At 75.4% G+C, this 14,512-nt stretch carries 13 protein-coding genes; 11 read left to right on the top strand and 2 right to left on the bottom strand.

The features are described from left to right. Positions 1-120 precede the first annotated feature (120 nt). Complete coding sequence (locus tag ACZ4XJ_RS03170; protein WP_468495109.1) at positions 121-747, top strand: class I SAM-dependent methyltransferase; 627 nt, start codon at positions 121-123, stop codon at positions 745-747. A 197-nt stretch (positions 748-944) separates the two neighbouring features. On the opposite strand, the gene ACZ4XJ_RS03165 is transcribed toward ACZ4XJ_RS03170, so the two are convergent. Further along, positions 945-1,355 carry a hypothetical protein gene (locus ACZ4XJ_RS03165; RefSeq protein WP_468495108.1) on the bottom strand — a complete coding sequence of 137 codons (411 nt, stop codon included), beginning with the start codon at positions 1,353-1,355 and terminating at the stop codon, positions 945-947. 501 nt (positions 1,356-1,856) lie between these two features. Here ACZ4XJ_RS03165 and ACZ4XJ_RS03160 point away from each other — a divergent pair. The 4 genes from ACZ4XJ_RS03160 to ACZ4XJ_RS03145 all read left to right on the top strand — a co-directional run bounded on the left by ACZ4XJ_RS03160 (position 1,857) and on the right by ACZ4XJ_RS03145 (position 4,802). Next, on the top strand, positions 1,857-2,771 hold the full coding sequence (locus ACZ4XJ_RS03160; RefSeq protein WP_468495107.1) for a nitroreductase/quinone reductase family protein: 915 nt from the start codon (positions 1,857-1,859) through the stop codon (positions 2,769-2,771). Positions 2,772-2,989: 218 nt separating this feature from the next. Beyond that, positions 2,990-3,490: an LAETG motif-containing sortase-dependent surface protein gene (locus ACZ4XJ_RS03155; protein WP_468495106.1), complete on the top strand. Its 501-nt coding sequence runs from the start codon at positions 2,990-2,992 to the stop codon at positions 3,488-3,490. An 8-nt stretch (positions 3,491-3,498) separates the two neighbouring features. Further along, entirely contained in the window at positions 3,499-4,221 is a 723-nt protein-coding gene (locus ACZ4XJ_RS03150) for an RNA polymerase sigma factor (protein ID WP_468495105.1), read from the top strand. After that, on the top strand, positions 4,218-4,802 hold the full coding sequence (locus tag ACZ4XJ_RS03145) for a hypothetical protein (RefSeq protein WP_468495104.1): 585 nt from the start codon (positions 4,218-4,220) through the stop codon (positions 4,800-4,802). The genes ACZ4XJ_RS03150 and ACZ4XJ_RS03145 overlap by 4 nt, the downstream gene beginning before the upstream one ends. Before the next feature lie 25 nt (positions 4,803-4,827). Here ACZ4XJ_RS03145 and ACZ4XJ_RS03140 read toward each other — a convergent pair whose 3' ends face one another. After that, positions 4,828-5,289, bottom strand: coding sequence for a MarR family winged helix-turn-helix transcriptional regulator (locus tag ACZ4XJ_RS03140; protein ID WP_362876191.1), 462 nt, complete (start codon positions 5,287-5,289; stop codon positions 4,828-4,830). 204 nt (positions 5,290-5,493) lie between these two features. On the opposite strand from ACZ4XJ_RS03140, the gene ACZ4XJ_RS03135 reads away from it, so the two are divergent. From ACZ4XJ_RS03135 to ACZ4XJ_RS03110, 6 genes are all read left to right on the top strand, one after another. Next, positions 5,494-6,720 carry an MFS transporter gene (locus tag ACZ4XJ_RS03135; protein ID WP_468495103.1) on the top strand — a complete coding sequence of 409 codons (1,227 nt, stop codon included), beginning with the start codon at positions 5,494-5,496 and terminating at the stop codon, positions 6,718-6,720. Positions 6,721-6,761: 41 nt separating this feature from the next. Continuing rightward, a complete protein-coding gene (locus ACZ4XJ_RS03130; protein WP_362876193.1) occupies positions 6,762-7,196 on the top strand; it encodes a GlcG/HbpS family heme-binding protein in 435 nt (144 codons plus the stop codon). 72 nt (positions 7,197-7,268) lie between these two features. Then, positions 7,269-8,903 carry a beta-N-acetylhexosaminidase gene (locus ACZ4XJ_RS03125; RefSeq protein ID WP_468495102.1) on the top strand — a complete coding sequence of 545 codons (1,635 nt, stop codon included), beginning with the start codon at positions 7,269-7,271 and terminating at the stop codon, positions 8,901-8,903. A 165-nt stretch (positions 8,904-9,068) separates the two neighbouring features. Continuing rightward, on the top strand, positions 9,069-12,932 hold the full coding sequence (locus ACZ4XJ_RS03120) for an nSTAND1 domain-containing NTPase (RefSeq protein ID WP_468495101.1): 3,864 nt from the start codon (positions 9,069-9,071) through the stop codon (positions 12,930-12,932). 189 nt (positions 12,933-13,121) lie between these two features. Next, a complete protein-coding gene (locus ACZ4XJ_RS03115) occupies positions 13,122-13,970 on the top strand; it encodes a C40 family peptidase (RefSeq protein WP_468495100.1) in 849 nt (282 codons plus the stop codon). A 91-nt stretch (positions 13,971-14,061) separates the two neighbouring features. Then, a complete protein-coding gene (locus tag ACZ4XJ_RS03110) occupies positions 14,062-14,445 on the top strand; it encodes a hypothetical protein (protein WP_362876197.1) in 384 nt (127 codons plus the stop codon). The last annotated feature ends 67 nt before the right edge of the window (positions 14,446-14,512 follow it).

Genomic DNA, 14,512 nt, shown 5'->3' with positions numbered 1-14,512 from the left:
ACCCCCGTACCGCCTCGACGAGTTCGACATCGGCCATCGGCCCTGACGTCGGAACACCGCAAGGGGCCCCGGCCCGTGCCGGGCGCCCAGTACGGTGGGTTTCCGAGACGAGGAGGGGCTATGACCCGACGCAAGTCAGCGGCAGAGGTGTTCGACGCGCTGGGCGAGCGGTACGAGGACCTGTTCGGGCAGGTCCCCGGCCAGCTCGAAGCCCTCGACTGGCTCGCGGAACGGCTCCCCGCCGGCGCCCGGGTACTGGACGTCGGCAGCGGCACCGGCCGACCCACCGCCGAGGTGCTCGCCCGCGCGGGCCACTCCGTGACCGGCATCGACGTGTCGGCGGCCATGGTCGAGGCCGCCCGTGCCCGGGTCCCCGGGGCCCGCTTCGACCAGGCCGACGTACGCACGTACGCGCCGCGGCAGGGCGGGTACGACGCCGTCTGCTCCTTCTTCCCGTTGCTCGTGGACCAGCCGGACATCGCGGCCGCGCTGCGCCGCATGGCGTCCTGGGTGATGCCCGGCGGCTACTTCGTGCTGGCCACGGTGCCCGGTGACATCCGGGGGCTGGACATCGAGTGGATGGGCCACCCGGTCACCGTCAGCAGCCTCTCCACGGAGGTCCACCTCTCGCTGCTCGCGGAAGCGGGCCTCGACGTACTGCGCCACCACACCGCGTTCTTCACCCCGACCGACCCGCTCGCGGGCCCCGAGGAACACCTGTTCTGCTACGCGCACCGGCCGGTCTGAGCCGGCCCGCCGGCGCCCGGAGGGGGCGACCGCTCAAGGCGCGGCGATCCCCCTCCCGTCCCGGGCCACCGGCTCGGGCCGCAGCACCAGCGCGAGACCGGCGACCACCACCGCGAGGCCCCGCCACACGGCGGGCCCCGGCACCCCGCCCCCGGTCAGGGACCCGACCGCTACGGCCGCCAGGGGCGCGACCCCGGTCAGCAGCCCGGGCCGGCCCGGCCCGCGCCGACGGCGGTCACGGTGCGGTACGAGGGCGGGAAGGCGGCCACCGGACTGGTGCCGTTCAACTTGGCGATCCCGGCCGGCGACAGCCACTCGCGTCCCCTGGGGCGCACGATCCGCACCCGGGCGACCCGGGCCGGCGGCGACGGGACCTGCTGTCCTGGGCGGCCGCCGGGGGACTGGTCGTCGAGGACGACCACGACGCCGAGCACCGCTACGACCGCGCCCCCGTCCCCGCCCTGCGCGCCCTCCTCCCGGACGCCGTCTGTTACGCCGGGAGCGTCTCCAAACTGCTCGCCCCCCGCCCTGCGCCCGGGCCGGCTGCCGGTCCCGCCGCGGCTGCGCGACCGGGTCGTCACCGCGAAGCGGTACGCGGACCTGGGCAACCCGGTCCTTGCGCAGCTGGTCCTGGCACCGCCAGCGCCCGGGCCCGCCGGGGCGGATCCTCGGCTACGCCGCCGGGTCGACGGGCGGGATCGAGGAAGGGGCGGCCCTGCTCGGCGCGGCCCTGCGCAAGCAACCGCAAGATCATCGGCGTTGACAGGGGACGGCCGAGTACGTCTAATGGTGCCCGGTGTCGCGTGACTCCGGCCACAGAGCAGTGGGCCGGCCGGTGATCGGGCGAACACCCCGCACACCCGAGGACGCGCCTTGAGCCAGAACTCCGCGCCCCGCAGCTGACGCGTTCGTGGCCGCACACCGGCCCCGCCCAGCTCCGCAGCACCTCCACCACCGAGCATGCCACCACGGCCCCGCCCCGCCGCGCCGTTCGGCGTCCGCGGGATCGGCCGACCGCATGCCCCGCCCCGCCCTGACGCGCCACGCCCCGGGTCCCGTACCGTCGGCCGGGTGGCGTGCGCGCTCCTGCCCCGAGAGGGAAAACAGTCGTGCCCACGTCCTTCAACCAGTCCGTCATCGAGGAGTTCCGAGCCCACCGGGGGAAGGTGGGCGGCCCGTTCGAGGGATCGGAGCTGCTCCTGCTGACCACCACGGGCGCCCGGTCGGGCGCCGAACGGACCACACCGCTCGGCTTCGTCCGCCACGGCGAGGGCCTCCTCGTCGTCGCCTCCAACCTCGGCGCCCCCCACCACCCCGACTGGTACCACAACCTGCTCGCCCACCCTGAGGTGCGGGTGGAACTCGGCGCCGACACCTTCGAAGCCCTCGCCGTGCCGGCCGAAGGGGCCCGGCGGGACGAACTCTTCGCCCACGTGCTCGAGGCCGAGCCCGGCTACGGGGACTACCAGAACGGCACCGAGCGGATCCTGCCGGTCGTGGTCCTCGGCCCGGCCGACCCCGACGGATGGCAGGCCCCCGGCGAGGTCCGCGACCTCGCGGCCAAGGTCATGGAGGTCCACACCTGGCTGCGGGCCCAACTGCGGCACGTGGGCGTCGAGACCGAAGCCCACTTCACGGCCCGCGCCTCGCACACCGGCCCGGGCGAGCCGCCGCCGCCCGGACTCGGCCTGCAGATCCGCCAGCGCTGCCTGGCGTTCTGCCAGGCCCTCGCGTTCCACCACGCGAGCGAGGACGACCACCTGTTCCCCGGGATGGCCCCCCACCACCCGCACCTGGCCGCGACGTTCGCCCGGTTGCGGGAGGAGCACGAGGAACTCGCCCGGATCCAGACCCGGCTCGTGGCCCTGCTCGACGGCGTCCACATCGCCGAACCGGAGCGGTTCCGCACCGAACTGGCGCGGATGACGGCCGAACTGACCGCGCACCTCGACCACGAGGAGGCGGAGCTCATCCCGCTGCTGGCCGAGATCCCCTGGCCGCCGCTGCCGCCCGGCCGCGACTGATCGACGCCGGCCACGGGGGGCGAGGCGGGGGAGCGGGGGCGGCAAGCGGGAGCCCGCCCCCGGAGCAGGAGCCCGCCCCCGGGGGCAGGGGCGACGGGCTTCGGGCACGGTCCGGCAGAAAGTTTTTCGGAAACGGTGACAACCGATCGGACCGCCGCGCGTCGTGCGGGGGTGAAGGGCGTGGTTGAGCGCCCTCGACCCGACCGTGGAGAACCACTGTGAAGAACCTCAAGCGCGTCCCCCTCTCCGCCCGCCGGGCGGCCGTCGCCCTCGCCGTCGCCGCGGGGGCGACCGTCGTCCTCGGCGGGCCGGCCGCGGCCGCGCAGGGTGCGGCCGGCGCTCCGGTGCCCACCGCCAGCGCGAGCCCGAGCGCCGCGCCCAGCGGCGTGCCGACCCTCCCGGCCGGCGCGAAGCCGACCCCGTCGTCCAGCGCCCCGACCACCTCGAAGCCCGCTCCGACCGCGAGCGTGCCCGCCGGTGCGAAGCCGAGCGCCCCGACGAGCCCCAAGCCGAGCCCGAGCGTCAGCGCGCCGGGCAGTGCGACGCCGAGCGCGCCGGGTGCCACGCCCACCGCGACGCCGTCCGCCGCTCCCGGCGGATCCGAGCTGGCGCATACTGGCTCCTCGGCGACCACCGTCGCCCTCGGCGCGGGTGCGGCCGGGCTCGTCGCCGTCGGTGGCGGAGCCCTGTACGCCGTACGGCGCCGCACCGCCAACTGAGGACCCCCGTGCTCGACCTCGCACCAACCGCCGGCCCCTTCACGCCCGGGTTCGCCCGGGCGTGGCGGGGCTTGTGGTGGTGGCTCCCGCGCCGCGACCGCACCGCCCCACCGGCCGGTCCCGGCACGCGCCCGTACGCGTACACGCACGACCACGCGTACACGCACGACCACGCCCGAACGTACGACGACGCCGGGGGCTTCGCCGACGACGGAACGTACGGCGGCGCGGACGAACCACCGCCCAAACCCACCATCAGCGAGCTCTACCACGCGCACCGGCTGGGCATGGTCCGCCTGGCGGTGCTCCTCGTCGACGACCCGGCCACGGCCGAGGACGTGGTCCAGGACGCCTTCACCGCCCTGTACCGCAGGTACGGAGAACAGATCTCGGAGGTCGACAACGCGCTCGGCTACCTGCGCACCTCGGTGGTGAACACCTCGCGCTCCGTGCTGCGCCGACGGCGCACCGCCCGGGCGTGGGTGCCGCCGGTGACGGCCGACATGCCCTCGGCCGAGGCGTCGGTCGTCCTCGGAGAGGCGCACCGCGAGGTGTTGGCCGCGCTCCGCGAGCTGTCCCCGCGCCGCCGCCAGGTGCTGGTGCTGCGCTACTGGGCCGATCTGAGCGAGGCGGAGATCGCCACCACCCTCGGCATCAGCCGGGGATCGGTGAAGTCGAACGCCAGCCGCGGTCTGGACGCGCTGGAGAGGATCTTGGAGGGCCGGGTATGACGGGTACGACGGACAGGGAGCGGCACGACGGCGAACGCCCCGTCGAACACCGACTGCGGCAGGCCCTGGCCGCGCGGGCGGACGAGGTGACGGTCATCGGGCTCCGGCCCGCCGATCCGCCCGGTCCGCACCTGCGCCGGCTGTCGGTGCGCGCGCTGTGGCGGCGCCGCTCGACCTGGGCCCTCGTCGGGCTCTCCGGGTTGGCCGCGGCGGCCCTTGCCGGGTACCTGGTGCTCGGGCCCGATACGGTGGCGCCCCGACCGGTGCCGCCCGCCGCGCCGCCCGAGCTCACCTCGCCGAGCCCGAACCCGAGCCCGCCACCGACCTCGACCTCGAAGCCGCCCCCGTCACCGAGCCGGCCGTCGACGTCCCCCGCACCCGGTGGGGCGCCGTCGCCCTCGGCGACTCCCTCGGGGCTGGTCGGTCCGTCCCGGATGCCGCCGTCCGCCACCGCGGGGGCCGGCTCCGCACCGACACCGTCGCGGGCGCCCGCGACGACTCCGGCGAACTCCGTCCCGCCGTCCACGACCTCCCCGTCGGCCGCCAAACCCTTCCCCACCCCGAGCTCCCCGTCCACCTGACCAGGCCGGATCCGGAAGGGACGGCCTACGCGCGCTTCGAGCCCGTGGCCTCGATCGCCGTGACCAGAGGGGCCAGTTCGGGGTTGCCGGCGGCTTCGTCCAGGGCTTCCCGGAGGGCCGCGGCGTTGGTCGGGCGGGCCTGGGAGAGGAGGGCCAGGCCCGCCGCGCTGACGTCGGTGTAGATGCCCCGGCGGTCGGTGTCGCAGATGTAGCGGTTCAGCAGGCCGCGGTCCTCCAGCCGGCTGACCAGACGGGTCGTCGCGCTCTGACTGAGCACCACGGAGTCCGCGACCTGGTGCATGCGCAGGTGTCCGCCCGGTCCGCTGTGCTGCCTGCTGAGCACGTCCAGCAACGAGTACTCGCGCACGCTCAGGCCGTGTTCCGCCTGAAGGGCCCGCTCGATGTGGGCCTCGATGCGGCCGTGGAGGAGGGAGAGGGCGCACCAGCCCTGGGCGAGGGCGGTCAGTGCGCTGTGCGTGGCCGTCATGGCTCCTCCGTCGATTGCCGTTGGCGTCGCCCTACGACGCGTACCGCCAGGATAGGCCACTCGCGCAATAGCCCGCGCTTGCAAATATCCCGCGTGTGCAATTAATGTGGACGAAGGCAAACGGCGAACGCATCCATGAGGTGCGGCATTCGACCGGATCACCCCGCCACTCACCCCACTCGAACCCTGAAGGGCACCTCCCTCATGCCTCTCGCGCTCCTCGCCCTCGCCATCGGGGCCTTCGGGATCGGCACCACCGAATTCGTGATCATGGGCCTGCTCCCCGAGGTCGCCTCCGGCTACGGCGTCACGATCCCCACGGCCGGCCTGCTGGTCACGGGCTACGCCCTCGGCGTCGTCCTCGGCGCCCCGCTGATGACCGTCCTCGGCACCCGCGTCCCCCGCAAGCGCATGCTCATGCTGCTGATGGGCCTCTTCATCGTGGGCAACGTGCTCTCCGCGCTCGCCCCGACCTTCGGCCTCATGCTCACCGGCCGGGTGGTCGCCTCCCTGGCCCACGGCGCCTTCTTCGGGATCGGCTCGGTGGTCGCCGCCGGGCTCGTCGCCCCCGAGAAGAAGGCCGGCGCCATCGCCATGATGTTCACCGGCCTCACCGTCGCCAACGTCGTCGGCGTGCCGCTCGGCACCCTCGTCGGGCAGCACCTCGGCTGGCGCGTCACCTTCCTCATCGTCGCCGCGCTCGGCGTCCTCGGGCTCCTCGGCATCGCCCGGCTGGTACCCGACCTGCCCCGCCCCGAGGGCGTGCGCGTCCGCCACGAGATCGCCGCGTTCCGCAACGTCCAGGTGCTGCTCGCCATGGCGATGACCGTGCTCGGCTTCGGCGGGGTCTTCGCCGCCATCACCTACATCACCCCGATGATGACCAATGTCGCCGGTTTCGCCGACACCTCCGTCACCTGGCTGCTCGTCCTCTTCGGCGTCGGCATGGTCGCGGGCAACCTCGTCGGTGGCCGGTTCGCCGACCGCTCGCTGATGCCGATGCTGTACGTGTCCCTGGGCGCGCTGGCCGTCGTACTGGCCGTCTTCACGCTCACCGCCCACACCAAGGCGGGCGCCGCGATCACCATCGTCCTCATCGGCGCCCTCGGCTTCGCGACCGTGCCCCCGCTGCAGAAGCGGGTCCTCGACCAGGCCGCCGGCGCCCCCACCCTGGCCTCCGCCGTCAACATCGGCGCCTTCAACCTGGGCAACGCCCTCGCCGCCTGGCTCGGCGGGCTCGTGATCGCCGCCGGCCTCGGCTGGACCGCGCCGAACTGGGTCGGCGCCGCCCTCGCCGCCTCCGCGCTCGTCCTCGCCGTCGTCTCCGGAGCCCTGGAACGCCGTACGGGACGCCGGGCGGCGGCGGGAACCGGCGTCGTCGTCGCCGAACCGGCAACGCCCGCGCCCGCACCCGTGTCCGCACACCGCTGACCGCCGACCGTCACCCCTCCCCACACCACAGGAGCCCCCGCATGTCCCGCACCACCGCCATCCGCCCCACCCTTACGCCCCTGACCAGCGATGACGCCGACCTGCTCGTCGGCGCCGCCCGCACCGCCGCCGAGGCGGCGGGGGTCAGGGTCAGCGTCACCGTCCTCGACGCGGGCGGCCACCTGCTCGCCTTCCGTCGCGACGACCGGGCCGTGCTGATCTCCGGCGAGACCAGCACCCGCAAGGCCTTCACCGCCCTCCAGCTCGACACCCCCACCGCCGACCTCGTCGACGCCGTCCAGCCCGGCGGGCCCTTCCACACCCTGCCCACCGCCCTCGACCGGCCGCTGCTCTTCATCGCCGGCGGCATGCCCGTCCACCGCGACGGCCGTCTCATCGGGGCGATCGGCGTCGGCGGCGGCGCCCCCGACCAGGACCACGGCTTCGCCGCCGCCGCGCTCGACGCCCTGCTCTGAGCTCCGCCGCCGCCCCCGGGTCGCGCGCCCGTGCCCCCCGTGCCAGGTTGGTACAGGGGGTACGGGCACACCATGGGACAGACGACCGGGACGTTCAGGAGAGTCAGGACCATCGCGACGGCAACGGCCACCGCACTGGTCACCCTCGCGGTGCCCGCCTGCTCGGCCTCCTCCGGGACCGCGCCCGCCGGCCCGGGAACGGCCGCCACGGCCGGAGTCGGCACCACGAGCGCCGCTCCCGATCCGACGCCCCCGCCGGAACCCTCGTACCCGATGTCCTCCACGCCGAGCACCGTCCCGGCCGTACGGGAGCACCAGCCCGCGCGGGGCCCCGGCTGGAAGCCCGCGCCCGGCGCCCGGGTGGTCGTGGCTCCCGCCGACCGTGCGGCCCTCGCCGACGAGGGGAAGCTGCTCGCGGGCGAACTGGGCCTGGGATACGCGGAGTCCGACGAGGTCAAGCCGGGCGACGTCCAACTGGACCTCGGCGCCGAGGGATCGGGCGCCGCCGAGTCCTACACCCTCACCGTCCGCGACGGCCGGGTCCACATAGCCGGACCCGACGAGGCGGGAGTCTTCTACGGCACCCGCACCCTCAAGCAGGCGGTGCGCGGCGCCGGTTCGGCCCCCGAGGGCACCGTCAAGGACGCGCCCGCCAAGGCACAGCGCGGCCTCAACCTCGACATCGCCCGCAAGTACTTCGCCCCCGAGTGGATCGAGGACCGGCTGCGCGAGATGGCAGACCTCAAGCTCAACCAGCTCGGCCTGCACTTCTCCGACGACCAGGCCTTCCGGATCCAGTCCGACAGCCATCCCGAGATCGTCTCGACCCCGCACCTGACCAAGGCGGAGGTCCGCCGGATCACCGCGCTCGCCGCCCGACTGCACATCGCCGTCGTCCCCGAGATCGACTCGCCCGGACACCTCGGCGCCGTCCTGCGCGCCCACCCCGACCTGCAACTGCGCGACGCGCAGGGCAAGGCCGTCAAGGGCGCCGTCGACATATCCGATCCGGCGTCGGCCAAGCTGGTGGACGAACTGCTCCGCGAGTACATCCCGCTGTTCCCCGCCGGAGCCTGGCACCTGGGCGCCGACGAGTACCAAGCCCTCGTCGTCCGCGACCCGCAGGCCTCCTTCCCCGAGCTCGCGGCCGCCGCCCGGCAACGCTACGGACCCGCGGCCCGGGTCCAGGACCTGGCGACGGGCTGGCTGAACGACAGGGCCGCGGTGGTCCGTCCGTCGGGCAAGGCCCTCAAGGCGTGGAACGACGGATTCTTCCGCGGCGGAGTGGTCGCCGCCGCGCCGGACCTCCAGGTCGAGTACTGGACCGGCAAGGAGATCGGCGCCCGACCGCCGCTCCAGTACCTCGACGCGGGCCGCAAGGTCGTCAACCTCAACGACGAGTACCTCTACTACGTGCTCGGCGAGCCCAACGAGTTCACCTACCCCACCGGCCGCCGCATCTACGAGCAGTGGACCCCGCTGGTGCTGCGCGGCACCACACCCGTCCCCGCGCGCTACGACGCGCAGATACTCGGCGCCCGACTGGCCATCTGGGCCGACCTGGCCGGGGCACAGACCCCCGCCCAGGTGGCGGCCGGCATCCAGCTGCCCCTGGCGGCCCTGTCCCAGAAGGTGTGGGACGCGCGGCCCCCGCAGCTGCCCTGGCCCCGGTTCCAGGCCCTCGCCGACCGGCTGCGGACCCCGTAGCGCCCGAGTCGCCCGGCCCGCGTACGGCACCCGGAGCGTGGCCGCACCCCCCTTGTCGGAGTTCCATGCCACCGCCATGGGGATTCAGCCGAACGGGTGGGCGCACGGTGCGGGGGCCTCGGGCGCCTCGCTAGCGTGGGCCGCCGGACCGCAACGGAGGCGCCCATGGACGGACGTGACCGGTCGCCGGACGGAGCCGCCGGGCCCGCCCCGACCGGGAAGGAAGCGGGCGCGCACGGAGCCGCACGGCCCGCCACCGAGGACGAATCGGGAGCCGAAGGAACCGCCGGGGACGGGGCCGGCCCGGCCGCGGACTTCGGGGCGGCGCTGCGGCGGATCCGGACGGAGCGCGGGCTGTCGCTCTCCGGCCTGGCCCGGCTCATGCACTACAGCAAGGGCTACCTCAGCAAGATCGAGAACGGCACCAAGCCGCCCACCGCCGATCTCGCCCAACGCTGCGACGAGGCGCTCGGGGCGGGCGGCGCGCTGGCCCGGCTGGTGCCCGACCCGGTGCCCCCGGCCCGCCGGCCGGAGGCCGAGCCCGGCGCCTGCCCGTACCGGGGACTGGCCGCGTTCGGCCCCGGCGACAGCGACTGGTTCTTCGGACGGGAACGGGCCACGTCGACGCTGCTGCACCGGCTGGCGGGGCAGGCCGGCAAGGGGCCCCTGGCGGTGGTCGCGCCGTCGGGAGCCGGCAAGTCCTCGCTGTTGCGGGCCGGGCTCGTGCCCGCCCTGCGGCGGGGCGGCGACGGACTCTTCGGCGACCGGGCGCCGCGCGTGCTGCTCTGCACGCCGACGGCCCACCCGATGCGGGAGCTGGCACGCGTGCTGGAACCGACCACCGGACCGGTCCCCGCACCACGGCCGCGGGACGGCTCCGCGCCGGACGGGACCCGGCTGGTCCTGGTGGTCGACCAGTTCGAGGAAGTGTTCACGCTCTGCCGCGACGAGGGTGAACGGCGCGCCTTCATCACCGCGCTCACCGAACTCTCCGCGCTCTCCGGCGGCGCCGCCGACGCCCCCGCGCTCGTCGTCCTCGGCCTGCGCGCCGACTTCAGCGGCCGCTGCCTCGACCACCCCGAACTCGCCGACGTGTTCGCCCGCGGACTGTTCGTCCTCGCCCCGATGACTCCCGAAGAGCTGCGCGCGGCCATCACCCGCCCCGCCGAACGGGCCGGACTGCTGCTGGAACCCGGCCTGGTGGAACTGCTCGCGCGGGACGCCGGAGCGGAGGACGGCACCCCGGCGGGCTCCGCGGGAGCCCTGCCGCTCCTTTCGCACGCCCTATTGGTGACCTGGGGCGCCCGCTCGGGCCGCACCCTCACGGTCGCCGGATACGAGGCGACGGGAGGCCTGCGCGGCGCGGTCGCCCGCACGGCGGAGGACGTGTTCACCGGGCTGGACGCGGCCGGCAGGGACGCGGCCCGGCGCCTGCTGCTGCGGTTGGTGCGGGTCGCCGACGGGGACGTGGAGACCCGGCGCCGGGTCGAGCCCGACCGGCTGCTGGCGGGGCTGCGCGACGCGGGCGCGGCGGGCGCCGCGCTGGACGCCTTCGTACGGGCCCGCCTCGTCACGGCGGGGGACTCCGCGGTACGGATCACCCACGAGGCCCTGCTCCGGGCCTGGCCCCGGCTGCGCGAATGGATCCACTCCGACCGGGCGGGCCTGCTGCTGCGCCAGCAGCTCGCCGACGACGCCGCGGCCTGGGTGCGCGGCGACCGGGACGCGGAACTCCTCTACCGGGGCAGCCGGTTGGCGGCGGCCGGGGAATGGGCCGAGCGGCAGGACGGCCACGACCCCCCGGGCCCCTGGGAGGGCGAGTTCCTCGAGGCGAGCCGGGCCGAGGAACACGGCCGCCGGCTGCGGTCCCTGCGCCGGACACGGACGCGCCGCAGACTGCTGGTGACCCTGGGCCTGCTGCTCGCCGTGGCGCTGACCGCCGGCGGCCTGGCCTTCCACCAGTGGTCGCGGGCGGTGGAGGAACGCCTCGTCGCGCAGTCGCAGGCGCTGGCGGTGCGGTCCGGGGCGATGGCCTCCGGCCGGCCCGAGGCCTCGATGCTGCTGGCGGCCGAGGCGTACCGGACGGCGCCGACGACCGAGGCGAGGGGCGCCCTGCTCAGCACCCAGGCGCAGGCCTTCACCGGTCGACTGTCCGGGCACACGGGCCCGGTCAACGGCGTGGCCTTCGCCCCGGACGGTGAGCTGCTCGCGACGGCCAGCGCCGACGCGACCGTACGGCTGTGGGGCGGCGCCGGCCACCGCTCGGCGGTGGCCACGCTCACCGGGCACGGCGGGCCCGTGCTGGGGGTGGCCTTCGCACCGGACGGCAGGCTGCTGGCGTCGGCGAGCGCGGACGGGACGGTCCGACTGTGGCGGCTGCCGGACCGCCAGCCGGCGGGCACGCTCTACGGGCACGGCGGCGGGGTCCGGTCCGTCGCCTTCTCGCCCGACGGCGCGACCCTCGCGACGGGGGGCGTCGACGGGACGGTACGCCTGTGGGACACGGCGTCCGGGCGGCAGCGGAGCACCCTGCGCGGACACACCGACGCCGTGCACGCGGTCGCGTTCTCCCCGGACGGACGGCGCGTGGTCTCGGGCGCCGCCGATCGCACCGTCCGGCTGTGGGAGGTGTCCGACGCGGAGGCGCCCGCGGAGGTCCTCGAAGGGCACGAGGACGGGGTGCTCGGGGTGGCCTTCGCGCCGGACGGGCGCGGCGTCGCCTCGGGCGGCGCCGACCGCACCGTCCGGATCTGGGACGTTTCCGGGCCGGGCCGCCCGACGGTGACCGAGGTGCTGCGCGGGCACAGCGACGACGTCAACGCCGTCGCCTACACACGGGACGGCACCACCGTCGTCAGTACGAGCGGCGACGGCACCGCCAAGCTGTGGGACACGGCCGGACACCGGGTCACCCAGGTCCTCGCCGGGCACACCGACTACGTGCTCGCGGTCGCCGTCGGACCGGACGACCTGCTGGCCACCGGCGGCTTCGACCAGTCGGCGGTGGTGTGGGACCCGGGCCGGACCGCGTTGGTGGTCCGCCCCTTCGCCGAGGTGTGGCAGGCGGCGTTCGCCCCCGGCGGCCGGCTGCTCGCCTCGGCGGGCGCGGACCGGGCCGTGCGCCTGTGGGACCTGCGGCAACGCCGTCCCGCCGGGCTGCTCGCCGGGCACCAGGGGGCCGTTTTCGCGGTGGCGTTCTCGCCCGACGGCCGACTCGTGGCCTCGGCGGGCGCCGACCGCACGGTCAGACTGTGGGACTGCGCCCGGCGCACGCTCCTCGCCACCCTCACCGGACACGGCGGGTCGGTGTTCGCGCTGGCCTTCTCTTCGGACGGGCGCACCCTCGCGTCGGCGAGCGCGGACCGCACCGTCAAACTGTGGGACACCGCCCGACGGACCCAGCTCAGCACCCTGACCGCGCACCAGGACTTCGTCAACGCGGTCGCGTTCTCCCCGGACGGGCGGCTCCTGGCCTCCGGGAGCGACGATCTGACGGTGCGGCTGTGGGACGTCGCCGGGCGTTCGGCGCGGACGGTCCTGCGCGGGCACCGCGGAGCCGTGCGGAGCGTGTCCTTCAGCCCCGACGGCACGCGCCTGGCGAGCAGCGCCAACGACGGGACGGTCCGGGTGTGGGAGCCGGCGTCGGGCCGGTCCCTCGCCACTCTCGCCGGGCACACCGGCGCGGTCCGCGCCGTCGCCTACGGGCCCGACGGCCGGGTCCTGGCCTCCGGTGGCATCGACGGCACGGTCCGGATGTGGGACGCGGTCGGCTTCCGGCCCGTCGCCACCCTCGCCGGACACGCCGGGGCCGTGTGGGGCGTCGCCTACGACCCGTCCAGCGGCCGCCCGGCGAGCAGCGGCACCGACGGGACCATCCGCTTCTGGTCCGTCGACCCGGGCGAGCGGACGGCCGCGATCTGCACCCTGATCGGCGACCCCACGCCGGAGGACTGGCGTTTCCTGCTCCCCGGACGTCCGTACCGGCCGCCGTGCGCGGCCGCCGCGCCCACCGTCGCCCCCCGGGGCTGACGTCACGTCAAAAGCCCTGGTGGGAGGGGGTTTCCTCAGGGTTTCCCGTTTCCCGTCGCGGTGGGCGACCGTGGGGCCCTCGACAGGGAGGGGGCCCGGGGAACAGTCTCGAAGTGCCCGGCGGAGTGCCGGAGCGCGATCACGGGGACCGCACCGCGGCGACACCGCGACGGGGACGGGGAGACGTACATGGGGATGCGGAGAACGGTGGGGGCGATGGTGGCGGCGCTGCTGCTCCTGGCCGGGTGGGGAGGAGCGTGCGCCACGGCGGCGGCGGCAGGGGCACCAGCGGCGTCCTGCGGGGTGCTGGCCCCCGGGGCCTCGGCGACGTCGGAGGCCGCCGTGCGGGCCGCCTGCGAGCAGGTCGGCGTCTGGTACAGCTGGGGCGGCGGCCACGGGCCGCGGCCGGGGCCGACGTACGGCCAGGTCGACCCGAGCGACCCGGCGAGCGAACACGACCCGGAGCGGCTGGGCTTCGACTGCTCGGGCCTGGTCCGGTACGCCTGGGCCCGCGCCGCCGGCGGTGATCCGCTGTCCGGCAACGCGTACCACCAGTTCAACTCCCCGCGGGTGAAGCAGCGTTTCGCGGCGGGGCAGGGGACGGCGCCGCTGCTGCCGGGGGACCTCCTCGCCTGGGGGTCCGGGGGCTCCGTCCACCACATCGCGATCTACCTGGGTGCCGGGAAGCTGGTCGAGGCCCGGCAGTCGGGCACCCGGATCGCGGTGAGCGACGTACGGCTGGGCGGGGACTACGCGGGCGCGGTCCGCATCGACTCGCCGGCCCCGGCCCCGGGCACGTTCAGCACCTGGGGCACCGATGTGTGGACCCACACGGAACCCTCCGCGGGCAGCGCGCGGGTGCACCGGTTCGCCGGCCCGACCTCGGTGCGCGTCGAGTGTCAGAAGCACGCCGAACTGGTCACGGCGGACGGCTACACGAACGACGCCTGGTCCTACCTGCCCGAGTACCGGGCGTGGATCAGCAACATCTACCTCAAGGGCCCGGCCTGGCTGGACGGCGTGCCCACCTGCTCCTGACCACCGACGGCCGGCCGGTCACCGACCGCCGGCCGGGACCCACCACCACACCCATCACCGGCTCCCGACGGAGCCCTTCGAAGGAGGAAACATGTCCGCACGCAAGAAGATCGCCCTCGGTCTCGCCGCAGCCGCCCTGGCGGGCGGCCTGGCGACCGCGACCGCTCCCGCGATGGCGACGCCCACGACCGTGAAGGGCGCGGCCGCCGAATGCGGGGTCCGCTCCGACGGCAAGCTGTGGTGCGGCAACCGGGCCGGCGCCAAGGGCTACGAGCACCGCTCCTACGGCTCCGCGGTGCGCGGCCCGCTGAACACGAGCTTCAGCTGGTTCCAGTGCTGGGGTCGCGGCGACAACCACCCCGGCGGCAACAACATCTGGTACTGGACCCAGCTGGACAACGGCCAGTGGGGCAACGTTCCCGCGGTGGACGTCCACACGTCGGTCGACCCCGCGCCGGGCCTGCGCCAGTGCTGAGCCGGCCGACGGGCTGACCGGCTGACGGAGCCGCCCCTTCCCGCACGGGGAGGGGCGGCTCCGTGGG

It is taken from the genome of Streptomyces sp. NPDC029836 (genome assembly GCF_055574495.1).
This window is presented reverse-complemented; position numbering and strand designations above follow the sequence as displayed.

Bases quoted from the DNA above. Each gene is read 5' to 3' on its own strand.
- ACZ4XJ_RS03170 (WP_468495109.1), top strand. From the start codon at position 121: ATGACCCGACGCAAGTCAGCGGCAGAGGTGTTCGACGCGCTGGGCGAG.
- ACZ4XJ_RS03110 (WP_362876197.1), top strand. From the start codon at position 14,062: ATGTCCGCACGCAAGAAGATCGCCCTCGGTCTCGCCGCAGCCGCCCTG.
- ACZ4XJ_RS03120 (WP_468495101.1), top strand. From the start codon at position 9,069: ATGGACGGACGTGACCGGTCGCCGGACGGAGCCGCCGGGCCCGCCCCG.
- ACZ4XJ_RS03140 (WP_362876191.1), bottom strand. From the start codon at position 5,289: ATGACGGCCACGCACAGCGCACTGACCGCCCTCGCCCAGGGCTGGTGC.
- ACZ4XJ_RS03125 (WP_468495102.1), top strand. From the start codon at position 7,269: ATGGGACAGACGACCGGGACGTTCAGGAGAGTCAGGACCATCGCGACG.
- ACZ4XJ_RS03135 (WP_468495103.1), top strand. From the start codon at position 5,494: ATGCCTCTCGCGCTCCTCGCCCTCGCCATCGGGGCCTTCGGGATCGGC.
- ACZ4XJ_RS03115 (WP_468495100.1), top strand. From the start codon at position 13,122: ATGGGGATGCGGAGAACGGTGGGGGCGATGGTGGCGGCGCTGCTGCTC.
- ACZ4XJ_RS03145 (WP_468495104.1), top strand. From the start codon at position 4,218: ATGACGGGTACGACGGACAGGGAGCGGCACGACGGCGAACGCCCCGTC.
- ACZ4XJ_RS03130 (WP_362876193.1), top strand. From the start codon at position 6,762: ATGTCCCGCACCACCGCCATCCGCCCCACCCTTACGCCCCTGACCAGC.